This window comes from Geotalea uraniireducens (assembly GCF_027943965.1).
GTDB lineage: Bacteria > Desulfobacterota > Desulfuromonadia > Geobacterales > Geobacteraceae > Geobacter > Geobacter uraniireducens.
The window spans coordinates 1,709,073-1,732,270 of the sequence record NZ_AP027151.1; the positions used below are offsets into that span (position 1 = coordinate 1,709,073).

General features: G+C 51.8%; 16 protein-coding genes. 15 read left to right on the forward strand and 1 reads right to left on the reverse strand.

From position 1 onward, the window contains the following. Positions 1 to 20 precede the first annotated feature (20 nt). From QMN23_RS08075 to QMN23_RS08100, 6 genes are read left to right on the forward strand one after another with little or no spacing between them, the layout of a single operon-like run. On the forward strand, positions 21 to 407 hold the full coding sequence (locus QMN23_RS08075; RefSeq protein WP_282003262.1) for a hypothetical protein: 387 nt from the start codon (positions 21 to 23) through the stop codon (positions 405 to 407). Beyond that, positions 385 to 879 carry a S26 family signal peptidase gene (locus tag QMN23_RS08080; RefSeq protein WP_282003264.1) on the forward strand — a complete coding sequence of 165 codons (495 nt, stop codon included), beginning with the start codon at positions 385 to 387 and terminating at the stop codon, positions 877 to 879. Before QMN23_RS08075 ends, QMN23_RS08080 begins: the two co-directional genes overlap by 23 nt. A 10-nt stretch (positions 880 to 889) precedes the next feature. Then, entirely contained in the window at positions 890 to 1,141 is a 252-nt protein-coding gene (locus QMN23_RS08085; RefSeq protein ID WP_282003266.1) for a hypothetical protein, read from the forward strand. 8 nt (positions 1,142 to 1,149) lie between these two features. Beyond that, on the forward strand, positions 1,150 to 1,890 hold the full coding sequence (locus tag QMN23_RS08090; RefSeq protein WP_282003267.1) for a hypothetical protein: 741 nt from the start codon (positions 1,150 to 1,152) through the stop codon (positions 1,888 to 1,890). After that, a complete protein-coding gene (locus QMN23_RS08095; protein WP_282003268.1) occupies positions 1,868 to 5,467 on the forward strand; it encodes a conjugal transfer protein TraG N-terminal domain-containing protein in 3,600 nt (1,199 codons plus the stop codon). The genes QMN23_RS08090 and QMN23_RS08095 overlap by 23 nt, the downstream gene beginning before the upstream one ends. A 3-nt stretch (positions 5,468 to 5,470) precedes the next feature. Next, positions 5,471 to 5,788, forward strand: coding sequence for a hypothetical protein (locus tag QMN23_RS08100; RefSeq protein ID WP_282003269.1), 318 nt, complete (start codon positions 5,471 to 5,473; stop codon positions 5,786 to 5,788). A gap of 16 nt (positions 5,789 to 5,804) precedes the next feature. Here the strand turns inward: QMN23_RS08100 and QMN23_RS08105 are convergent, their stop codons facing one another. Next, positions 5,805 to 6,122, reverse strand: a complete 318-nt coding sequence (locus tag QMN23_RS08105; RefSeq protein WP_282003271.1) for a hypothetical protein — start codon at positions 6,120 to 6,122, stop codon at positions 5,805 to 5,807. Positions 6,123 to 6,464: 342 nt separating this feature from the next. Between QMN23_RS08105 and QMN23_RS08110 the strand changes: the two genes are divergently transcribed. The 9 genes from QMN23_RS08110 to QMN23_RS08150 all read left to right on the forward strand — a co-directional run bounded on the left by QMN23_RS08110 (position 6,465) and on the right by QMN23_RS08150 (position 23,198). Continuing rightward, entirely contained in the window at positions 6,465 to 8,084 is a 1,620-nt protein-coding gene (locus tag QMN23_RS08110) for a site-specific DNA-methyltransferase (protein ID WP_282003272.1), read from the forward strand. A gap of 2 nt (positions 8,085 to 8,086) precedes the next feature. Further along, positions 8,087 to 10,807, forward strand: coding sequence for a DEAD/DEAH box helicase (locus QMN23_RS08115; protein ID WP_282003274.1), 2,721 nt, complete (start codon positions 8,087 to 8,089; stop codon positions 10,805 to 10,807). Continuing rightward, complete coding sequence (locus QMN23_RS08120) at positions 10,804 to 12,057, forward strand: SIR2 family protein (RefSeq protein ID WP_282003277.1); 1,254 nt, start codon at positions 10,804 to 10,806, stop codon at positions 12,055 to 12,057. Before QMN23_RS08115 ends, QMN23_RS08120 begins: the two co-directional genes overlap by 4 nt. After that, the gene (locus QMN23_RS08125) at positions 12,054 to 14,327 is read left to right on the forward strand and encodes a helicase HerA domain-containing protein (protein WP_282003279.1); all 2,274 of its coding nucleotides are present in this window, start codon (positions 12,054 to 12,056) and stop codon (positions 14,325 to 14,327) included. Before QMN23_RS08120 ends, QMN23_RS08125 begins: the two co-directional genes overlap by 4 nt. Positions 14,328 to 14,343: 16 nt before the next feature. Continuing rightward, the gene (locus QMN23_RS08130) at positions 14,344 to 15,573 is read left to right on the forward strand and encodes a metallophosphoesterase family protein (RefSeq protein ID WP_282003281.1); all 1,230 of its coding nucleotides are present in this window, start codon (positions 14,344 to 14,346) and stop codon (positions 15,571 to 15,573) included. Then, positions 15,570 to 18,539: an AAA family ATPase gene (locus tag QMN23_RS08135; protein ID WP_282003282.1), complete on the forward strand. Its 2,970-nt coding sequence runs from the start codon at positions 15,570 to 15,572 to the stop codon at positions 18,537 to 18,539. The genes QMN23_RS08130 and QMN23_RS08135 overlap by 4 nt, the downstream gene beginning before the upstream one ends. Positions 18,540 to 18,604: 65 nt before the next feature. Continuing rightward, positions 18,605 to 19,237: a hypothetical protein gene (locus QMN23_RS08140; protein WP_282003283.1), complete on the forward strand. Its 633-nt coding sequence runs from the start codon at positions 18,605 to 18,607 to the stop codon at positions 19,235 to 19,237. A 19-nt stretch (positions 19,238 to 19,256) separates the two neighbouring features. Then, positions 19,257 to 21,215: a hypothetical protein gene (locus tag QMN23_RS08145; RefSeq protein ID WP_282003284.1), complete on the forward strand. Its 1,959-nt coding sequence runs from the start codon at positions 19,257 to 19,259 to the stop codon at positions 21,213 to 21,215. Positions 21,216 to 21,227: 12 nt separating this feature from the next. Beyond that, a complete protein-coding gene (locus QMN23_RS08150) occupies positions 21,228 to 23,198 on the forward strand; it encodes a hypothetical protein (protein WP_282003286.1) in 1,971 nt (656 codons plus the stop codon).

The window sequence follows — 23,198 nt, forward strand, 5'->3', positions numbered from 1 at the left end:
AGTCACAATCAATGAGTGAAATGATCAGTATAAAAACCAGTGAAGCCTCTGAAGAGATGGATGCCGTGTCGGTACCGAAAGAGCCTCCCAAAACGTACCCCAAAGAGCAAACCAAACGGCAACCAGGCACACTGGCCCTGATTGGCATCTGTCTGGCAGTATCTTTGGCAGCATCTTTGGCAACCGTTGCCGGGTATGACCACTGGTATGCCCAGAAGGTCGTGGCCGTCGATATCAAGGGGTACATCGCCCAGCAGCGGGACAACTACCTTGCCGGCAAGCTGAACGATGACGAGCTGCGGAAGAGTTTCGACCGTCTTGAGGCGGTCATTACAGCCATACCAAAGAACCGGGTGATCATCATGGGTGACGCGGTGGTGCGCAATGCCGAAACCGTTAAGCCTTGATTTCCATAACTGGCGGCTCTGGCTGGCGATCACCTGCCTGCTTATCGCGGGTACGCTGCTCCCTTACAAGGTCAGCGTCACCCTGACGCCATCTCTCAAACACCGGGTCTACTGGCTCACCCGGAACCCGGACCGTGTGGGACGGGGAGAGTATGTTCTGTTCCACGACAAGGAACTGGCTGCCAGGGTCGGGATGAAGAAGTCGGAGGATATGATGAAGCTCGTGGGATGCAATGAGGGGGATCTGCTCACCGTGGACGCGGAGAAGAAGTTCTACTGCAACGGCGAGTACCTGGTCAGGGCCAAGGACTTTTCACTCAAGGGGGCACCGCTGCAGCACTTCGCCTTCAACGGCATTGTCCCCAAGGGGGCCATGTTCGTGATGGGTGAGCACAAGGACAGCTACGATTCGCGGTATTTCGGCTTCGTGGACAAGAGCCGCATCCTGGCGAGAGCCTACCCGATCTTCTGAGAGGAATACCGTGCCCATCGAGAAATTAAACCCGCTGCACTACATGGGGCAGGCCGAATATACCGGCTTCTGGCAAAAGCTCTTCGCCACGATCCTCTATGGGTTCTGGGGGCGCTGCTTCTTCGTCGCCCTGGTGGTATCCGCCTTCTGGGTCGGGGTGCGACAGCGCAATCCGACTCTGGCTGCCATCTGCCTGCTGCTGGCGGCCATTGTCGCCTATGGCGGCGGGATCATGAATCTGATCCGTTCATTCACGGGATAGGAGAGGACGTGTCGAAGGATAGTCACAGTACACCGGACATCATGCCGGTGCCACCGAGCAACGAGATCCACCCGCGAGGCCTCCTGGAGGCAATCTCGTACATCGACCAGAATTTCGCCAATGAGCTGGGGGGCTGCATGATCAAGTCACGCTTCCTGACCACCAAGCAGCGACTGGAGTTCATGGAGGTGGGGTTCCGGAGTTCCTTTGCTTCTGGGATCGTCTCGGCGCTTCTCACTCCCATCGCCATCGGGGTGATTGAACAGTACATCCCCATGTTCGGCGATCCGTCACCGACCCTGTTCGACAAGTTCAGCGCCTTCCTGCTGGCGCTGGGTTTCTCGCTGGGGTACGCCATCTTCATGGCCAAGGCCTCCACATGCTTCATCGGCGAGTACACCCGGGCCATGGTACTGAACCTTCTGGGAGGCATGGTCTTTGGTGCCATCGTCAAGGCGGTGGTGGCCTTCATCGCCTTCCATTTCCTCTATTTCAAAATCTTCTCTGACAGCAACATCCTCTGGGCCGTGGCGAAGCTCTATTACGCCAAAACCACGCCTGCAACCGTCGCCAAGGTCTATTACTGGGTGCAGGGGTTCAAGGGGATCTTCCTTATCTCCGCCTACTTCGTCCTGGTGTCGACGGCGGTGTTCATAATCATTCCCATTGCCGCCATGTTCATCGCATGGCTACGCAACCGCAAGCTGATCGCCGCAGGAGTCGTGCATGTCGATTCGGACCGCATCTAGGCTGGGGCTGGCAGTTCTGCTGGTGCTGATCCCGACCATGGCGCTGGCCCTGGATATGGAGTTCTATGTCTGGGGAGGCCATGATGCCGTGGTGAATGCCTTCGGCAAGCTGGCCCTGATCTTCGGCGACAACGCCTACAAGTCGCTCTATTTTGTGGTCATCACCGCAGGGCTGTTCTTCGGGGGCGTGACAGTGTTCGCCAAGTCTCTGGGAACCGCTAACGGTTCGGTCATGACCTGGATCGTGCCGACCCTGATCGGTGTCATGGTCTACCTGGCCCTGGTGGTGCCGAAGGGCACCATCCATGTCTACGACCCGATCTACAACAAGAATCAGGCGGTGGGCGGCATCCCTGACGGCGTAGTGGCGGTGGCCGGTATCCTCAACAAGATCGAGCGGGGGCTGGTGGATATCGTCACAACTGCCGGTGATCCGCTGAACTATCAGAGCCAGGCGGGCGGGAAAGGTTTCCTGGGACTGGCCCAGCTCACCAGTATCCCCCTGTCGGCGGTGGACAGCAATCTGGATGCCTCCATGCGGCGTTACGTCAAGGACTGCGTCTCCTATGCCCTGATGAACCCAAATGCCAACCTGACCGTGGATGAACTCCGGAAAACGACCACCAACTTTGTCGGCTCCCTGGACAAGGCGGTCAACCCGGCCATCTGGACAGTCTACTACAACGCCGCCAACCCCCAGGGGCAGGCGCTCACCTGTACCGATGCCTGGACCAATATCAAGGGAGCACTCACTCCGGCTAGCCTTACGAAGAACATCGATTCGGTCTGCGCCAATCTCGGCTATGACGTGACCGATGCCGCCGCAGTTACCCAGTGCAAGTCGGTCCTGAACAACGTGAATAGCGGGACCGGTCTCGGGGCGGCGAGCATCGATGACTTCCTCAAGCAGGCCTACATCTCCCAGCGGCTGGAAGAGATCTTTCGGAGCGGTAATGCTTCCGGCGCCACCAATTACCAGTTTCTGCTGAACGCCTCCGGGGCCATGAAGTCGGCCAACGAGTGGCTGCCAATCCTGAAGGCGGCGCTTACGGCCATTGCTGTCGGTCTGCTGCCGTTCCTGGCGCTATTCATACCCACGCCGCTGATCGGCAAGGCGGTAGGGATCATCGCCGGTTTCTTCATCTGGCTCACCGCCTGGGGGGTGACCGATGCCATTGTTCACCAGTTTGCTGTGGACTACGCCAACCAGGCATACGAGATGGTGCGCCAGAACAAGTTGGGCATGGATGCGCTCTACTTCTTCCCCGATCAGACAGTGAAGATTCTCGGCATGTTCGGCACGCTCCGGATGAGCGGGATGATGCTGGCTACGGTAATCACCGGGATGCTAATCCGGTTTGGCGGGCACGCCATGGCGATGATGGCCGGGGGGATGGTCAACCAGGTGCAGTCGGCTGGCACCCGGGCGGCTCATGAGGTGGAAGATCCAGCCGGTAGAGCATCAGCCATGCAACGCAACGTAACGGCCATGCCGACCCAGGCCTGGAGCAACGAGCACAGTTTCCAGGCGCGGCAGGCGCAGTCATTGGTCGGCATGTCGGCCAAGACCACGGCTGCAAGCGACATGATCCGGGATTTCGGGTTGGATTTCTCCAGAAGAATGACTGCCGACGGGGAACTGGGCCGGACCATCGGCTTCGGCGGTGCCGGCAGGGCCATGCGAGAGAACGGTCTTTCATCGTCCTATGACCTGAAATCGTTCGATGGCCGGTTGGGGCTGGACAAGTCGGCAGCGGTCAGGGATGTTGTCGGCAACAACTACGGTGGCGATACCCGGGCCTTTGCCCAGATGGGGGTTGCTAATGACCGGTCCCTCGCCAATGTCTTCGGCAGCGGTGACAACTACGCCGGATTCCTGACAGCCAATATGGACAAGAGCGTCGGGCAATTGCAGGGTGAAATGGGCGCCTATGCCGCTGCCAGGTCGCTGGGTTTCAGCGGCAACTGGCGTGAGTTCAATTCGCTCCGCTCGGAGATATCTGCTCTGGGCGATTACGCCAATGCCGATGCCGTGAGGACGATTGCCGACTCCTACGGGATCTCCTCAGCGCACCTGATGCAGATGAATTCCCTGTTCAACCAGGGTAAGCAGGCTTCAGAGGTTTCTGGGCTCTCGAACCAGCTCGGCGGCCCGGTAGCGGCCGGAACGGAAGCTGGCCGTGTTGTGGCGACGGAGACCGGCGGCAAGATCCAGGGAATTTACGCTGGTGGCGGATACGACAACTACCAACAGCTCATCGGGAATGATGTGTCAGGACGGATTGCCCGCAATCAGTTGGTCCATTCAGCTGCCGATCAGATGGTCGGCAAGGTGGCGCCGCATCTCACCAATGATCCGGAGATGTACCAAAACGGCCACCTGACCGAACGGGGCTTTGCCGAGATGCAGAAGGCCATGGAGGGTCAGAATATCACCTTCACGACCGCTGACGGCAAGAGCGTCGTCAATGTCGGTATGGATGGTGGCGTCGTGAATTCCTCTGAAGCCGGGACCGTTGCCAAGGGAGACAGGGCCAAGTCGCTCGATCTGCAGAAGCAGCTCAAGGGAGCCGGCTTCCAGAGCGCTGCGGCCCATGTTGCCAGGCTGTCAGGCCAGGCATTTGACTTTAAGGCGGATTACGACCGCAACGGCAATCTTGCCTCATTCAGCGTCGATCAGGGCGGGCGGGTGCAGAAGTTCGATCTCGGTCAGAGTCGTACCGGTACCGACATGGAGCGACTGGACCGGAATGTATCGACCCTCGACAAGGGGGTGCGCAAGACCGTCGGGGATTTCATCAAGACCGGCTACGAGAACCAGTCACTGAATGTTTCCAGAAAATCTGGCAGCTATATGATCCAGGCTGGCGGCAAGCAGATGATGGTCAACGGTGACTGGTATTACGCCAAGAATGAGAAAACCGGCAAGATGGAAGTGGTGGGAGGATCGTTCTCCAACGGCCTCGACGGCAATGTGCTTATGTACGCCAAGGACAAGGATGGCAATCTGCACTATTCGCAGGTGCAGGGGAAAATGGACAAGAGCGGCAATCTGATCGCCGGCAAGCGTTCCGAGATTACCGAGGATCAGTTCGTCCAGATGTCGCAGCAAGGGGCGGCGGTGGTCAGCACCAGGTCAGGTGGCGGGATTACCGGGAGTATTCATGCCGATGGCGGGGTTAAGGCGGACTATTCAAACCGGCAAACCGTTGGTACATCGGTCAGCTCTGTACAGGATCTTGCCGGTAGTGCGGCGAGCAGCGATTTTGTCGAAGGTCGGGCTATTTATGCGGGAACTGCAGCAACTACGATAGCTGTCGGCAGAGGAGCGCTGCACGAAACCTCCGGTTTGATTGGAGATGCGGCAACGGTTGCCAGGCCTTTGACTTCATCAATGGAAAAGAACGCCGCTAAACGTGAAGCTGAGACACGCATAACAGAACAGGCCGCCAGGACTGCTGAAACTCGTGTTGAAAGGGATCTGCAAAGAACAGGGAGAATCCTTCAGCATCAGAGCAAGAATTCTCCACTGCCGAAAGGTGGTGGCCCGCAACCCTACAAAGGCCCGAGGAGGTAATTCGTGTTGGACAAAATTCTCTTGGTATCAGACGGTATAATCGTTCTGGTAGCAGATACATTTGCTCTGGCTGACGATCATGAATCGACAATTTCACTGCAAGTTCAGGTACACGGGGCTGATTTGAAGATTGCAAGCAGTGTGATCAGTCTTCCGGTGGCGGTGCTTGAGCATTTGGAGCAGGCAGAAGGTACGAATGTCTATTTTTACCAATCATCTCCGTATGCCATCATTGCCCCATTCGTCGGCGGGATTGAAATACGTCGTGATGAACTCCTCAAAATAAAAGGGGCATGGGAGTATTCCTATGCCCCTTCGTAAGCTATCACTGCAGTTATCAAAAATGTCTTCTGAAAAATCCCCAGTACCAATTCCACCACGAACTGCCGAATAGAGATGTTCTTGGATAATATTCGGTACTTGTGTATGCATACTTTATGTTTTCGATCAAAGATTTACCGCTGAGAACCCCACGGTAGAATCGGGTATGTACCCGGTTCATGAGCATCCAGGGGAACGAAATAGCCGCCAACCCAAGGGTCCAGATCCAGAAGTTCGATCTGAAAACAACCCCCACCAGCGCTCCCGCGAGCAGACAAGGGAGGGTAGTTCCTAGCGTTGCGACAACGATAGCTTCAAATTTTCTCGCCAGCATCTCCTCCCTCCTTTCTCGACGGTCAATGTTCCTCTGTATTTCAGGTTAAGTTTGACCAGCCTGAAATGAATTGTCAATCCAAAATCACATCTTAATTTAAATATTTCAGCAAGTTGCACTACTCTGTCCTATTCGGACAGGGAGCGCGGTTGTCTCAAATTGACTTTTGAGGCAAAAAGAGGTATTAACATGGCGTAATTTCATGCATTTGGAGGGTAAAGAGATGGGCTCTGTGCCCTTCAGGACATATCGTTCGAACTGAAAGCCGCATTGTCTTCTCTCGTGCAGACAGGCGGTTTTGTTTTTGAAACATCACACTGATCACCAAGGATAATCTCATCTATGCCTTTTCTCGATTGGGTTAACAAAACCCAGGCCGTTGGCACTTCGGTCGAAACTCCCTATCATTTACTGCAATTTCAGGCCGCCTTCGGAGACGCAGCAGTCGATAACCTGCTGATTCAAGGCGATAATCTCAAGGCGCTGAAAGCTCTGCTGCCGTTTTACCGGTCGCAGGTAAAGTGCGTCTACATCGATCCTCCATACAACACCCAATCGGCATTCACATATTATGACGACAAGCTTGAGCATTCGCAGTGGCTTTCAATGATGTATCCCCGACTTGAACTAATCCGTGACCTTTTGGCCGATGAAGGAACTATCTTTGTCCACATAGATGACAACGAGCTTGGTTATCTTATTGCAATCATGGATGAAATATTTGTGAGGTCAAACCGTATTGGTGTGATTACGTTCAAACAAAGTTCCGCTTCTGGCCCAAAGGCTATTAACCCAGGTCTTGTTACTACAAACAACTACATACTTTATTACGCCAAAAATAAATCTGCTTGGTCACCAAATCGAGTTTATGTCCCAGGCCCACGTGATGATAGGTACAACAAGGTTATAGAAAATGTTAACGATCATTACAGTAGCTGGCGATTGATTGGACTTAGAGAAGCTTTTCAAAGAAATAATAAACTAGCTACATGGGATGAAATAAAGGCAAAGTTCGCCGATAAATTAGAAGAAAAAATAGCTGATTTTGTTGTAGCAAATGCGAACCGTGTTGTTCGTACTGCTAGAGTTGCTCCAAAAGATGTGAATGAGTCTGCACGTGAAGCACTTGAAAAATCTAACAACGACAAGTTGAAAGTATACTGTTCCCCCCGTGAAGATAAGGATGATTACTATTTCCTTGGAGGAGAACAGCTTGTGTTTTACAAGGCAAAAACGAGGATAATTGATGGAGTTACTCGTACCGCTTCACCTCTCACAAACCTATGGGATGATCTACTTTCAAACAATTTGCACAATGAAGGCAGTGTATCCTTTCCGAACGGAAAGAAACCAGAGACCTTGATAAAAAGATGCATCGAACTTTCTACAAAATCAGGGGATATCGTCCTTGACTCCTTTTTAGGGTCGGGAACTACCATTGCTGTAGCCCACAAGATGGGCCGTCGCTGGATCGGCATCGAGATGGGGGACCATGCAGTTTCCCACTGCATTCCACGGATGGAAAGCATAATTGCAGGTGAGCAGAGTGGAATTTCCAAGGCGGTCGAATGGCAAGGTGGCGGTGGATTCCGTTTTTATACATTGGGCGAGCCCGTTTTTGATGCAGATGGCGGTATTCATCCGAATGTCCGTTTCGGGCCTTTGGCAGCATATCTCTGGCATTTTGAAACAGGAGACGCCGCCCGACAGGAATTCACCACTCCTTTTCTCGGTGTCCATAACAACACCGCCTATTACCTGCTGTACAACGGCATTCTCGGTGACCGCCGCCCACAGGGTGGCAATGTGCTGACATCCGCAGTTTTGGCATATCTGAATGAGTCTTTTTCCCATGATGGCCCCAGAGTGATTTATGGCGAGACGACCCGCCTGGGAGAGGCCCGACTACGAGAAGCCAACATTGTATTCAAACAAATCCCTTATGACATAAAGGCCCGCTGAGTATGTTCAAACTTAAAGATTATCAGGAACAATCGCTGACAGCCCTCGACAATTATTTCCGGCAATTGCGCATCAACGGGCTGAATCCAGCATGGCAGCAGTGCGCACCGCTGCAGGAGAAGCAGGGGCAAACCTGGCAGGTACCGTACAATTCCGAGGCGCTTGGTGATATTCCGGCAGTCTGCGTGCGGATACCAACCGGTGGGGGGAAAACCTTTCTGGCGGCCCATGCGGTGGCCCATACCGGCAAGACGCTGCTCGACACCGATGCTCCTGTGGCACTGTGGTTGGTCCCTTCCGACGCCATTCGCTCCCAGACCCTGGCGGCCCTGTCAGCCCCGCGTCATCCTTGCCGCACGGCGCTGGCGGAATACTTTGGCGAGCGGATTCGGGTCTGTGCCCTGGACGATCTGACAACTGTCGGCCCGCAGGATGTGGGTCAATCGGCAATCATTGTGGTTGCGACTATCCAGTCGTTCAATGTGAAGGAGAAAACCCAGCGCAACGTCTACTCTTTTGATGAAAACTTCGCCCGCCACTTCCAGGGGCTCACGCCGCAGCAGGAAGAACGATTGGACAAAGTCACCGAGGCCGATCTTGCCGCGCAACCGTACCTGACCGCGTCCGACCTGGGGCGGGTTAAATCATCTCTTGCCAACTGGCTTACCTTGCACAAACCAATTGTGATTGTCGATGAAGCCCACAATAACCGAACGGATCAGGCGTTCCGAACCTTAAAAAATCTGCAACCCGCCTGCGTGATCGAACTGACGGCAACCCCAGCGGACAATAGCAATGTCCTGTACCATGTAGGTGCCAGTGCCTTGCAGCGTGAGGATATGATCAAGCTGCCGATTGTTCTGATGGAGCACCCGACCGGCTGGAAGGATGCTGTTCGTGACGCCATCCTCACCAGAGACCGGCTGGAAACCCTTGCGGCAAAGGAGACGGAGTTTATCCGTCCAGTACTGCTGTTCCAGGCGGAACCGAAGAATGGCGAAGTCACCGTTGAGAAGTTGTTGGAACATCTCGTCAGCCCGGATGGGGAGAAGCTGGAGAGAAAGCAGATTGCCGTTGCTACCGGCGATCAGAAGGAACTTGATGGCATTGTGCTGGCCGATCCGCTCTGCCCGATCCGCTACGTCATCACGGTCGAGGCCCTGAAGGAAGGGTGGGATTGCCCCTTTGCCTACGTGCTTTGCGGCCTGCAGGACATGAAAAGCTCGAAGGATGTGGAGCAGATTCTGGGACGAGTGCTGCGGATGCCCTATGCCAAGGCACGCCAACAGATTGAACTCTCGAAAGCCTATGCTCACATGGTTTCAAGCGTCACGGCGCGGGTTGCCGATCAATTGGCTGACCGTCTGGTGAACAACATGGGCTTCGAAGCCTATGAGGCGGCCCTGGCAATTGCTCCCGCTCAAACGGCATTGCCGCTGCCTCAAGGTGGCGAACAGCCACGTCCCAAACCCGCTGAGGCCGTCATCTCTCTACCGGCAGCTCCGACGCAGGCTGTTCCCGAAGATCTGAAGCAGAGTATTGAGATACGTCCGACCACCGGCGGCGCAACGGCAATAGTTCGCGGAGAGCTGTCCGAGAAGGTTGAAGAGTTCTTGCTGACTGCCTGCAATGCCAAGCATCAGCAGACGATCAAGGACTCCATCGAGCGCGAACGGACCCGACAGGCGGCACTACTGGCTCCGTCGGCACGGGGCGTTCGCTTTGCGCCGCTGCCACAGCTCTGCCTTGACTGGGACGGTGAGTTGCAGCCGGTCGAAAAGCGCATCCTCTCCGAACTGGGGAAGTTCGACCTTTTCAGTGAACCCATTGCACTGGCAGGATTCACGATACGGGAGCGCGGGACGGCGTTCGAAATCGATCTTGATGGCGGCAAGGTAGTTTACGAGCTGGCAAACGCTGAACAACTGCATCTGAATGAAATTGCCACTCATGCCACTGAAAATGACCTTGTACGCTGGCTGGATCGGGAATGCCGCCAGAAGGATGTTGGGCAGGCTGTGCTGCTCAAGTGGCTGCTGGCTGTTGTCCGTCACCTGCAAGCAGACCGTGGCTTCAGTTTGACTGCCCTGGTTCGCGCAAAATACCCGCTTGCCGAAGCAATCCGCCGTGAGATTGATCGCCGCAGGGATAATGCCGTTGCCTCGGGCTTTCAGAAGTCCTTGCCCGGGTTCCTGGCAGCTCCCCAGCTTGAAGACAGCTTCAGCTATGCCTTCAATTTTCATCCTACCCATTATCCGGCCCGGCCACCGTACTATTCCGGCCGCTACCGCTTCAAGAAACACTATTACCCGGTAATCCATGATCTTCGTGAAAAACGCGCCGATGGTACTCCGGCAGAAGAGTTCGTCTGTGCCCGGGCGCTGGACATGCATCCGGCTGTCAAGCATTGGGTGCGCAACGTGGAGAAGGAAGACCGCTTCTCATTCTGGCTGCCGACCTCCACGGATTACTTTTATCCAGATTTTGTCTGTGAACTGACCGACGGGCGCGTGCTGGTTGTCGAATACAAGGGAGAGCCTTACAAGACGAATGACGATTCTAGGGAGAAATCCCAGGTAGGGCATCAATGGGAGAATTCCAGCAACGGCAAGTGCTTATTCCTGTTTGCGGTTCAGCAGGATGAGCAAGGCCGGAATGTCGAGCAGCAGATAGAACATGCATTACTTGACTGTAATTTGGCGACTAAGGAGAGAACCGTATGAGTGAAATTCACTGGGACAAAAAGAACATTCTCTTCATTGCCAATGAATCACATGAGGTTGCTGAAGCCCCTGATGAAAAAGCTCTTCGCAAAATAATTGAACCATGGTTAACGGCGGTTTTTCAAAGCGAGCATCTGTCATTGTTGCTCGGAACTGGAATAACTACGGGTATCTGTTTGGATGCTGGGGTTAAGCCGCAAGCCATGGGACGGATTGAGTTTACGACCAGGAGAGAGGAAATCAAGCAATTCGCTGCAGTAGAAGCCCGGTCGATGGGCCGTGGCAATGCCAATTTTGAAGACGATTTGCGCACTGCTATGGAGCTGCTGAAAGGTTTGAAGATTCTCTCTAATACGGAGGCTACCGCGCTAGAATCTGAAATAAACGAGAAGCTTAGAGGGCTTATTGAAAATCTAGTTGAAAATGAATCTAGTGTTTTATCGGCTGGCAACGGAGCAAAAGCCCTCGCTCTTCTCAAGCGATTTTTGATCAGCTTTGCCAGTAGAACGGCCACTCGCGACCGTCTTCATATATTCACTACTAATTATGACAGGTTTGTTGAATACGCTCTGGATGAAGCTGGAATCTATACCTTGGATCGCTTCGTTGGCAAGCTTAACCCGGTCATGCGAATGCATAAGATGGAGCTGGATTATCATTACAATCCACCAGGTATCCGTGGCGAACCGCGTTATGTGGAAGGAGTAGCTCGGTATACAAAACTTCATGGCTCGCTGGATTGGGGTTTCAATGATGCTGAGATCCATCGAATACCGTTACCTTTTGGCAACAAGCTTCGTGAAGAGGATTTGCAGAACCCTGCGGATACTGTAGTCATCTATCCCAACTCATCCAAAGGAATCGATACCGCATTTTTCCCGTATTCAGAACTCTTCAGGGATTTTTCTACCGCAACCTGTCGGCCAAATTCTGTGTTAGTTACCTATGGCTATGGTTTTGGCGATTCTCACATCAACACAATAATTGCCGATATGATAAGCATTCCCTCCACCCATCTGGTGATCATCTCCTACGATCTGGCAGACGGGCGTATTCAAAAGTTTGTAGAAGGTTGCAACAGGTCCCAACTGACTTTGCTTATCGGCGATCACCTGGGTAGTGTCCGCTCCCTCACCGAGAATTATCTGCCTAAATCGGCCATTGATCGCATATCCAACCGGAAACATGAGATCTTGGAAAAGCGCGGACGTGATGATAGCTCATTCGTTCAAGCAGGCGAAAAGCCATGAGTAAGGAGTTCGAATACATACGTAATCAGGCCATCGGTACGGTGGAATATGTGTCACCTCGTGAAATCAAGGTGTTGCTGGAGATCAATGCACCACAGAATACAGCAATTAATACCGGTGTTCCTCAGCTGTTCCCTAAGATCAACGGCTTTATTTTGATTCCGAACGAATCCGGAGCGTTAGTGGGGATTGTTTCGTGGATGGGGGTCGAGTATTCACCTTATCCCAAGCGCAAGGGCTATAAAGACTTTGATCTGATTGACCTGCCGTTTCCACTTAGAAAGTTGTCCGTTAGCCCCCTCGGAATTTTGAAAGAAGAGGATGGAAGATTTGAGATTGAACGAGGTGTATACAACTATCCTTCTGTGGGCGATGTAGTAGTAGTGCCGAATCAGGACCAACTGCGGGCCATAGTGCAAAACAAAGATGCGCACGCTAAAGTCAAAATAGGAATTTCGCCTTTGGCGGCTAATGCGCCTGTTTACGTTAGTCCAGATCGGGTCTTTGGGCGACATGTCGCGATATTGGGAAATACTGGTAGCGGTAAATCATGCTCCGTTGCGGGGCTGATCCGCTGGTCATTAGAACAGGCGAAAAGTGAGTTGTCGGAAGGGAAAACGCTCAATTCACGATTCATCATCCTTGATCCGAATGGAGAATATGGCGAGGCTTTTCACGGTTTGGGAACGGTACGTCGTTTTCAGGTTCTCCTGAATGAATCCGCAACTACAGAGATTCGGCAACTTAAAGTCCCAAGTTGGATATGGAATAGCTATGAATGGAGTTCAATAGCTCAGGCAAGTGGAAAAACACAGAGGCCGCTGTTGCGGCGTACATTGAGAGAGGTCCGTAGTAATTTACCTGCTTCCGAGGATTCATATGCTAGCCTTCGTCGGTATTACTCAAGCTGTCTGATTGAACTCAACAACGATCTCCGCAAAGGTACATCAGCTTTTAAAGGTAAGCCTGGGAAAAATGAGTTTGGAAAAAAACTACAAAGTATGGCTACTGATGCCAGCAAAGATTGCGAGACGCTAGAAGATGGAGATATAAAAACTGCATTACAGACGCTTCAAACAGCCCTAACGGCATGTGCAAAAAGGAAGCATAGGACGTTTCAAGACAAAGAGACAAAGGAACAGGTAGAGTATTACGAAGATTTTGACAAATCTGACGTTGAAGGTTGTATCACTTCTCTTGATATTTTTCTCAAGTCTGTTGGTGGATTTCAGATATACACCGGCCCAGATGAAGACAGTCCTGTCTTTTTCAAGAATGAAGATTTTTTGAGTCATATTGGGCGTCTGGCTCAGGAGAGCAACGCCCAACAGTTTATGGACTTCTTCCTGATGCGGGTGCGCAGCATCTTGACTGATTCTCGAATAGCGTCCGTTATCGAGACAAAGACACCGGAGGAACTTTCTTTAGATAAGTGGCTCAAAGAATATGTTGGCTCTGCTAATGAAGCCAACATCAATATAATCGACCTTTCACTATTGCCTTCAGAAGTTCTCTACGTCATCGTATCTGTTCTTTCGAGGATCATCTTCGAAGCTCACCAGCGATACCGTCGCAAAAATGGGCACATTCTTCCAACTACGTTAGTTGTTGAAGAGGCCCATAACTTTATCAAACGTTACGACGGCGATTCTGACGAAATCACGGCAGTAAAACTCTGTGCCCAGTCTTTTGAGAAAATTGCCAAGGAAGGGCGTAAATTCGGACTTGGCTTGTTGATTTCATCGCAAAGACCTTCAGAATTATCCCAGACTGTTCTTTCCCAGTGCAATACGTTTCTGTTGCATCGTTTGGTAAACGATAAAGATCAGGAAATGGTCAGGAAGTTAGTACCAGACAATCTAGGCAGCATTCTCAATGAACTTCCAATCCTTCCAACCAAGAAAGCTATTCTCCTTGGATGGGCAGCACCAATCCCAGTGATTGTGGAAATGAGAACTCTTGATGAAAGCCACTGCCCAAAATCAAAAGATCCCGAATTCTGGGATGTCTGGACTGGTCTAAGTGAAAGAAGTGTAAACTGGAAAGAAATTGCTGCGGAATGGCAACAAGTATCTCTTAGCGAGAATAAATGCATCCATTGTGATGACTATCTTACTGAACAGGAGAACGCTTTTTGTGCGGAGGGCGTGGAGCAAGGTGATTTGATTTGCACGTCCTGCTTAGTCGATTATTCAACTTGTCAAAAATGTGGCCGAAAAACGCAAAATACAACCTTCTGTGATATTTGTGCAGATTTCGTGGAAGAATGATTTAGGTGAAAACCAAATGCGCTTTATCCACACATCCGATATCCATCTCGGCAAAACTTACCGCACCTCTGCCGGTGAAGCCGAACGGTACGAGGACTTCTTTCGCATGCTTGGCAGCATTGTGTCTGATGCCATCTGCGAACAAGTAGATTTTGTCCTGATTGCCGGTGATCTGTTTCACACCGGCCAGATCCTCCCTCGTACCTTCGCTCGCACAATTGAAACCCTGCAACCCCTGAAGGACGCCAACATCCCCTGCATTACCGTGGAGGGAAACCATGACTGGATTCACCGCCGCGATAGCATCTCCTGGATGGAGGCGCTATCACAGATGGGATATATCCATCTCCTGCGTCCAACCAGAACAGATAACGGCGGCTATCGCTTCGATCAGTTCGACCCGGAAACCGGCATGGGCGGCCACATAGAGATCAATGGGCTCAACATCTATGGCCTCGGTTACATTGGTGCCCAAGCGGGTGTTCATGTGCCGCGCATCTGCGAGGCGGTGGAGACGAAGAATAATATCCTCCTCTTCCATGTCGGAGTCTGGACCTTTTCACCGGTTGAGATCGGCAACATGCAACCGGCGGAGTCTCTGCCGCTTGCCGATGTCTTTGACTACGTGGCCTTGGGTCATGGTCACAAACCGTATGTCATCGAAACACCAGACGGTCGGTCGTATGCTTTTAACCCCGGTTCACCAGAACGAGTAAATTTTGGCGAGGAAGGGTATGACAAAGGGTACTGGCTTGTCACTGTTGCTGACTGCAAATATGCAACGGAATTCCGTCGGACAGCCCCCCGTCCAATGAAATCGGTATCCGTAAGTCTGGATGGAGCCGAAAGCGTTGATCAGGCTCTGAACCATTTGCGGGATCAACTGGCTGAAAAACTGAATGGGGTGGGCGAGCGGCCCCTGATCGAGATGAAAGTCACCGGCCGCGTCCGGTTCCATCCTTTTGAGTTGGGGCGCGAGCGGCTGCGATCCCTTGTCGAAGAGTTGGCCGATCCGCTGCACGTCGAGATCAAGAATCACCTGTCCCTGGTGACGGGAAGAGGGTTGGAAGAAACTGAACGACGGAACCTGGAAGAGATCGAACGTGATGTCCTGCATGAATTGATCGGAGCCAACAGCGCATGGAAAGGGAAAGAGGACGAGCTCGTGTCGCTGGCAACAGCCATCCGCGACCAGGTGCTGAAAGGCGACACTGAGGGAGAAGAGCTTTTTGCTCTCTTGAAATGATGCAGATACTTTCGATCCACCTTAAGAACATCAAGTCCCATCGGGACACGGAGCTTGTCTTCTCCCCCGGCATCAACGTCCTCTCCGGTCCGAATGGCGTGGGCAAGAGCACGGTTTTCGAGGCTATCGGCTATGCCCTCTTCGGCGTCGATGCTCGGGATTTCGTTTCCAATGTTGATCGTTTCCTCACCATCGGGGCCAAACGAGGAGAAATATCCGTCACCTTCGCCGCCAGCGATGGCGACAACTACCGTGTGACACGGACTGTGGGGACACCGGCAACCTGGCGGCTGGCAAAGGACATAGGCGGCATTTTCGAGGTCGAAGATCATGCCGGGGGCGAGGAGACTGAAGAACGGATTCGGGAACTTCTCGGGCTCTCCAGGGGAAGATCCCTAGCCGAGCAGTTCAAGCTGGTGATCGGGCCTTTCCAGAGCGAGTTCCTCGGGCCATTTGTCAAGAAGCAGACCACGAAGCGTAAAGAAGATTTTGACGAGATCCTTGGGATCGACTCCTGGCGCAAGACCTTCGACGGCACGAAGGAACTGGGGAACATTATCAAGGCGAAGCTCGCAAACCTAGAGACAGATATTGCCGGGAAGGAAGAGCGTATCGCCTGTCTCCCGCAGCGACAGGAAGAACTCACAGCCTTGGTTCTGGATGAGGAGAAGAAGGGAAGCGAGCTGAAAGGGGTTACCGCGGATCTCGTCGTTGTAGTCGCGCTGCTTCAAGCCCTTGAGGAAAAGAAAAACGGAGTCGAGCGACTTCGCAGCGAAATTGCCCAAGTGAAACAGAGCATTGTTTCTGGAAGCGAGCACATAACCACTCAAAAGGCGTTGGTTGAACAGGCTGAGACGGCTGCTCGGACCGCTGAACAGGCTCGACCCGGCAAAGAACGCTACGAGTCCGCCGAAAAGAGGCTTCAGGAGCTCCGAGATCGTGAGAAGACGAAACAGGCACTGGATAAGGAAATCAATGATCTAAACCTTCAGGCAACTTCGGCAAGTCAGTCCGCCGACCACGAAGAAAGCGAAGCAGCTCTCCAGGAGAAGAAGCTCCAGGAGGATCGAAAATCAGCCTTATCCGAAGAGAACGATCTGCGTCAGAACCTGACAAAGCTGATTGAGGAAGAAACGCGCTGTCAGTCCGCAGTCGATCAGGTGAAGAGAATCGAAGAGCAGTTCCGGAATCTTCCGCTGGTGAAGATCGATACCCACGTGCCGTACATCCGGGTGACTCTCGGGAGACTGGTGGAACTCGATAGCAGTATTCATGAAAAGAAAATCCAACTCCAGGCCGAGGAGGAATGGAAGGCTGCCGCCGCGACACTGGAGCCCCTTCGCAAGGAGCGTGAAATTTTGCTCGGAGAGAAAGCCCGGCTCTTGGGCAAAATGGCCGGGTTGACGGAGGGAGAAGAGAAACTGCGTGAGGGCAGCTGTCCGTTCTTTAGCGAACCATGCGGGAACATGGATGGCAAGCAGTCTCTGGAGGTTTTCCCGGAGCGAAGGCAGCAGATCGAAAGTGAGATAGCGACTATTGAGGCAGCCATTTCCGTAATGGAAGTCAAGATTGCTGCAGCAGAGGCTGCAGGAAAAGAGATGGAAAAATTCCGGTTGCTTCGTGCCGAGATTGCCAGTCTGGAAAAGGAGCGGAACGCGAAAGATAAAGAGCGGGAAGAATACCTCCGACAACTGGACCCTGCCGGCATTGCCGCAACCTTTGGTAACTGGGTGGAAGAACACCAACTCGACAATTGTCGGCAGACGGTTGAAACGCTTAAGCCCGTAGTCTTCTCGGGAGAACCATCCGCACAGCTTGTCTCCCTTGAAGCATGGGAAATCTGCTGCCATGATGTTACGTCTGCGGTAACAACTATCATCGGCAACATGATGACCACTGCGGAGAAGCCACTTGCAGCTGTCAGGACAGACAGGGCGAAGGCTGATGCCCGAATCTATGAGCTTGAGCGTCGCTTACAGGAGTTCTCTGAAGCGGGTAAGCGTATCGAGCAAAGAAAGAATACCGCTAAACTCCAGCGCGAGACGGCCGAGAAGACGGAACGCGAGAAACTGCAGAAAATGGAATTGCTGGCTGCGTATCAAGACGTTGAGACCGGCATTCGCGAAGCCGAGGAGGAACGTCGTCTTTCACAGCCCGACCACGAACGTTACCTTCAGGCCGAGCCGATAGCGAAAGACCTGCCGAAGCGGCATGAAACGCTGGAGAAGTATAAGAAGCGTCTTGCAGATCTGGAGCGGGATCAGGCTGCAAAAGAGAGTAGTTTGCAAGAAATAGAAAAGGATTATTCACCCGAGGGGCATGCCGAACAGCAACAGAAGAAGGAGACGCTGCAAGCATCCGAAGCGACTCTGAAAGAGAGCCTGAAAAACCTTGACCAGAACCGGCAACGTCTGGCGTCAGAAATTGCCGAACTGGAGAAGGTTCAGGAGGAGATCCGTAAGAAGCAAGAAGAGGCGCGGGATCTCCGAAAAAAGGAAGATCTTGTCAAATTCCTCCGCAACAAGGTCTTCAAGAACGTCTCAGCCCAGCTTTCCGAGCGATTCCGGGAAGAGATAACCCTCCGTGCCGACCGCATCTATCGAACGATATCAGAAGCTGACGAGGAGCTGATCTGGGGGGACGACTACAGGATCATCCTTCGTGACATGGTTAACGGCGAAGTGCGTGAGCGCTCTGATGACCAGCTCTCCGGTGGACAGACCATGAGTGCCGTCGTTGCGCTTCGCCTGGCCCTGCTGCAAACCATCGGCGCCCGGGTGGCATTTTTCGATGAGCCTACCTCCAATCTCGACGTATCACGGCGCGAGAACCTCGCCCAGGCGTTCCGGGCAATCGATCATGGGAAGGAAGAGGTGACCGATCACTGGTACGACCAGCTCTTCCTAATCAGCCATGATGTTGCCTTCACCGAGATCACCGACCAGATGATACAACTGGGGGAATAATAAGACCATAAGTTTATAGTACGTTATATATGGTTTATTAGCTTGCACAGGAGGAATAAACCCAGATGGTCGACCGTTCACCATACAGAGATGCCATAAGAATTCTTTTCATCCTTATCAAGGGCAGCGAATATCTACTTACGCCTGATCCAACCGGCGCTGTGGCGATATTTCGTGGGGAAGCTAAATTACACGCTTTTGATTTTTGGATGCGGAATCCTGATTATCTGGCCGATGAACTTCTGAATAAATTTGAGCAAGATGGTAATGAGAAATTCCTTGAGGAAGTTGAAAAAATCTTCGCCGATGAAGAGCCTGACATCAGGCGTGTTCCGATGTTACGATACCGTTTTGGTGCCTATGAACGCCTTGATGATACTGTCTCATTGCTTCGCTCAAGAGACTTGGTAAGGATCACTGGCGTGAAGTCTGGCGATAAGGTACGTGAGACACATTTCCTAGTCATGCCCTCAGCCATCCATCTTGCAGCCAGTATCATCGCCGAATTTCCTGTATTAGGCTGGTACGCGATTCGTTCAGAATTAGTTGCTGAGATTGCCAAGGGTTTAGGTGGAAAAGCGCTGAAGGAGAAACAATACCTACAGGTGGAATATGCCGAAACACAGTTTGGTGGTGTCATTCCATCCATTTCTAGCAGGGTCCGAGCAAGGTTCGAACTGCTGAAAGCTGAACACTGACCGATACTGGAGGGAAGGTATGTGTGCATTACGGCAGAACCAGAGCAAGGAATGGGCGATAGCTATTTCTGAGAAGGCTGGAGTTGATAAGGGGATAACAGAGGAGATCCTTTCAGCCTGCCAGATCCGCCCTTCTCCAGTAATAGCCACCCCCAGGCGTTTGCTGCTACGCCGTATTAGGTTCTCGGGTGAGAAGGAGGGGCCTGCCGAGCAGGGACCATTCGAGTTTAATTGGAGCAACTTGAACACGGGTCTTTGGGCACTTGTGACTGAGTCCAATCTTAAGGGTAAGTCTACCGTCATAGAAGTAGTTCGGTGGATGTTGCGAGGTAGACCGTCTGAAAATCTTCAGCGGGACGTTCGAAGCTGGATTACCGATGTGAGTGTCACTTTCGACTTCGATGGTGTGGGACATGAGGTTCAGGCCAAGACTACAGGTGGGGTCATTGGCAAGCTTGTAAGAATTGATGGAGAAAGCAATCGTCAACTAGCTACCTTTGAGTCTGATGACGAATTTGAGGCGGTTATGTCAGATTTTTTCCTTCGTGAGCTATCGCTTGAACCGGTTACACTTTGGCTAGGCGGTTCCGAAGAGGAAGGTGGCAAAGCAGTAACACATGAATGGCCTTGGTTGTCGGGGGCCATGTTTATCGGTACGGATTATTCATCGCTGTTGGGTGATGTGTATGCTGGTGGACTATCTACGAAGCTCATGCAGATGTATCTTGGACTTCCATGGATATCAACCTTATCTAATGCAAAGACAGCGCAACAGGCGATGAGCAGGGAAAAAGAATCCAGAGACAGGAGAAGAAAATCTGCTGCTACTGTTAGAAAGACCCGCACTGATAGCATAATTAAAGAGCTAGAGGTTAAACGTAAGAATCTGGCATCAATCCCTTCTGACGAAAAAATTCGCGAAGACCTCTCGAAATCTAACAATGAGCTTGCCATCAGAATTCGCTCGTCAAGAATGCTGGAGGATCGACTTGAGAAAGCAGATAGAGCTTCAAAGCTTGCTGAACAAGAATATGCCGATGACCGTCGCGAGCTTCAAACGTTTAATGATGCAGAGGCTGCCTGTCAAGTTTTCAGGATGCTCGACCCCAGCTTCTGTCCTCGTTGTGATACAGCCATCACTCAAGAACGAAAGAAGCAGGAAAAGACGCACCATGCTTGCTCGGTCTGCGGCGAATCAATAACCTCTGAAGCCGATGTCCATGAGGCTAAAGCTGCTATTGAACATAGGGTGAAGGCATCCAAATCTGCCCTTGAAAAAGTTCAGAAAGAGTATTTCGAAATTAAGAAAAACCTTGAAATTCTTGAGCAAGAAAAATCTACATTTAGGACTAAGTGTGTAGAACTTGAAAACAAGCTCGGCTCATTTGCGAAACGGCGCGAACTTGAGATTGATGTACGAATGCTCGAAGCTCGGCTGGAAGAGGCAGCTTTCGATCCAGAGCCCGAGGAAGAGGGAATAAATCAGAAGGCTCAGGTTATTGATGCGGCTGTTGCTGAGACAGACAGGCGGGTTAAGGCCATTCAGGTAGAATTATTGAAGGACGTATCCACAAAAATTGTTAAATACGCTCAGCGCTTCGGAATGGTAAATCTTTCAGACGCAGAATTGAAAGGGAATGCTTCGTTGCCTTTAGTTAAAGGTGGGAGGGTAACGTCTTACAGCAAGGTCACTGCAGGTGAAAAGCTGAGGTTGAAAGTCGCTGCGGTATTAGCGATGCTTAGTGTGGCGGAAGCTAAAGGCTTGGGGCGACACCCTGGTTTGCTCATGATTGACTCCCCTGGTGCTCATGAGGTTACTCTTGAAGACTTGGAAGAGCTCATCAGTGGGCTTGTGGAGGTTTCTAAAGAACTTCCGCATTTGCAAGTCTTCATCGCAGCACTTGCTTCTCCAGCCATAACCGGGCACGTTTCCAAACAAAGGTTGCAGTATGCTACGGGTCACGAACCTCTCTGGTAGGGAGTCGTTGAGATGCATTCTTTTGAGCAAATTATGGTCAGTGCCTTGGAAAGCGGTACTCACCCCTTTCTTGAAATGTTCGGTGGTCCGCCTGGACTGCTTGAAGTAGCCGACACTCTAGCGCTGTCACCATTGATGCCAGCATTCCTGGAGCTTGTTTGTGAAGCACTTCCGTCCGCAACAGCAGAGGTCCGTGAGGATTTGTGCGAATTCGTCTGCCAATGCATCGAAAAAACCACTTATGACTTTACCCTTATCAAGGCAGTTGACATTGTAGACCAAATTTCTCCGTTGCTCGAAAACAAAAATGATCGCTGTTTTAACCGGTTTCTCGACTTGTCGGATAATCGTAAGATCGCTCCTATGTCTCGGGCTGCTGCGCTTGATGGTGCGTTGCGTTGGGCCGCGAACGACAGGCGACGACAGCTTAGACTGATGTCCCATCTTCTTGGAGTGGAGAAAAACGACGATTCCATTTATCTAGCCAGAGCCGCAAAGGTTATAGGTGTAGCGTACTCACATTGGCGGGAAAGTGGGTTGAAAGACAAATTGAGGGATCTCACAGAAGTTGACGGCGCTGCAGACGAAGCCTCATTTGAGATGGGAATGGCACGGCTCGTAGATGGAGTTGACTCCAAAACGAGAAAAGAAGCCAACGAAGCCCTTGAGGCTGCACGATACTGGTTCTCACGGTCCGAAGTAGACCGCGAAGAGCGCCCCGACGCCAATCTTTATCGCCAGTGTGTCGAGACAATCCTCTCTTTCTCTCGGGAAGAACCGGCTGTTCACATTAATGACTTAGCGGAGGGACTATCACAGAATGCCTTTGCTTTGAAGGCTTGGCATTCGTCTTCGAACGTTCCCATCTGGCTCGGGGCTCGATTCGCAGAGGTTGTACAATGGGAACTTATGATAATCAAGCTGCAGAAACTGGCCACCTCTCTTGATGAGCCCAGCTGGTGGGAACCTGCGGTTGTTGTTGAAGAGTATCTGATCAGCGCTTACACGGCTAGTCGAAGCATTCTGCGCCGTGGAGTCGATGGTGGAGTGGAGGAACTGGTCCGCCCTCGCATCGAGGCAACCCTTGCAAAATCAGATGGTCAATTCTATGCCCTCAAGCAATGGGCAACTCGGCATATTGATGAAAAATGGGCAGAACAAGCGAAGGAACTCATTCAGCGAGTTGATGCTGTCATTACTTCAGGTGTCACTTCCAACCCTACTGAGGCGGCGACTGCGAGGCCATCAATCGCCGCTCTTCTCGAACTGGCCAGTATTCCACGGGTGATAAATTTTGCTGCACAAAAAGCAGTAGCAAATGCTTTGACGGTCCATCTTGCTAATATGTCCGGTGCCGAAATGTCAATTATAGAGTCCATTTTGGGAAAAGTGGCAAGATGCAGCGAGTACAACGAGAATGTGTCAGGGAAGAAACTTTTCGATGCAGTGCTAGTTTGGAGCGTCCGTTTTTTGAACAATCGACTCGAAATAACACAGGGGACAAATCCACGCATCTCATATCTTTTCGAACGTGATGGTGGCACTCTGCCTGCTGAAAGTGAGCTTCAGTCAGACTTCTTTGAATTTGCTTTTGGGCTGATGGCAGGAACTGAAATTGAAGTTAACAATGTAGGAAGTGGCCGGGCTGATCTCCGATTTACATTTGGAGGAGAGAGACTGGTAACAGAGGTGAAGCGAGAGTTACGCGATAGTTCCTTCCCTTCACTGGTAAAGGCTTACGCTGCGCAAGCGACTGACTACCAGAACGTAAGCATACGCCTTGGATTTCTTCTAGTTCTTGACCTTACAGAGATACGTTCTGAAGGTACACCGCATATTAGCACACTAGTCGGAGTTGAAGAGGTTGTGCGCAAAGGTGAGAATGAACCACGCATTGTCGTGATCATCAAGGTCCCCGGTAGACGACTTCGCCCGAGTGATCTAACTAAGGATGCGGTACGAAATGGGAAGAAAGTTAAATAG

Bases quoted from the DNA above. Each gene is read 5' to 3' on its own strand.
- QMN23_RS08075 (WP_282003262.1), top strand. From the start codon at position 21: ATGATCAGTATAAAAACCAGTGAAGCCTCTGAAGAGATGGATGCCGTG.
- QMN23_RS08080 (WP_282003264.1), top strand. From the start codon at position 385: ATGCCGAAACCGTTAAGCCTTGATTTCCATAACTGGCGGCTCTGGCTG.
- QMN23_RS08095 (WP_282003268.1), top strand. From the start codon at position 1,868: ATGTCGATTCGGACCGCATCTAGGCTGGGGCTGGCAGTTCTGCTGGTG.
- QMN23_RS08105 (WP_282003271.1), bottom strand. From the start codon at position 6,122: ATGCTGGCGAGAAAATTTGAAGCTATCGTTGTCGCAACGCTAGGAACT.
- QMN23_RS08110 (WP_282003272.1), top strand. From the start codon at position 6,465: ATGCCTTTTCTCGATTGGGTTAACAAAACCCAGGCCGTTGGCACTTCG.
- QMN23_RS08115 (WP_282003274.1), top strand. From the start codon at position 8,087: ATGTTCAAACTTAAAGATTATCAGGAACAATCGCTGACAGCCCTCGAC.
- QMN23_RS08120 (WP_282003277.1), top strand. From the start codon at position 10,804: ATGAGTGAAATTCACTGGGACAAAAAGAACATTCTCTTCATTGCCAAT.
- QMN23_RS08125 (WP_282003279.1), top strand. From the start codon at position 12,054: ATGAGTAAGGAGTTCGAATACATACGTAATCAGGCCATCGGTACGGTG.
- QMN23_RS08130 (WP_282003281.1), top strand. From the start codon at position 14,344: ATGCGCTTTATCCACACATCCGATATCCATCTCGGCAAAACTTACCGC.
- QMN23_RS08135 (WP_282003282.1), top strand. From the start codon at position 15,570: ATGATGCAGATACTTTCGATCCACCTTAAGAACATCAAGTCCCATCGG.
- QMN23_RS08140 (WP_282003283.1), top strand. From the start codon at position 18,605: ATGGTCGACCGTTCACCATACAGAGATGCCATAAGAATTCTTTTCATC.
- QMN23_RS08145 (WP_282003284.1), top strand. From the start codon at position 19,257: ATGTGTGCATTACGGCAGAACCAGAGCAAGGAATGGGCGATAGCTATT.
- QMN23_RS08150 (WP_282003286.1), top strand. From the start codon at position 21,228: ATGCATTCTTTTGAGCAAATTATGGTCAGTGCCTTGGAAAGCGGTACT.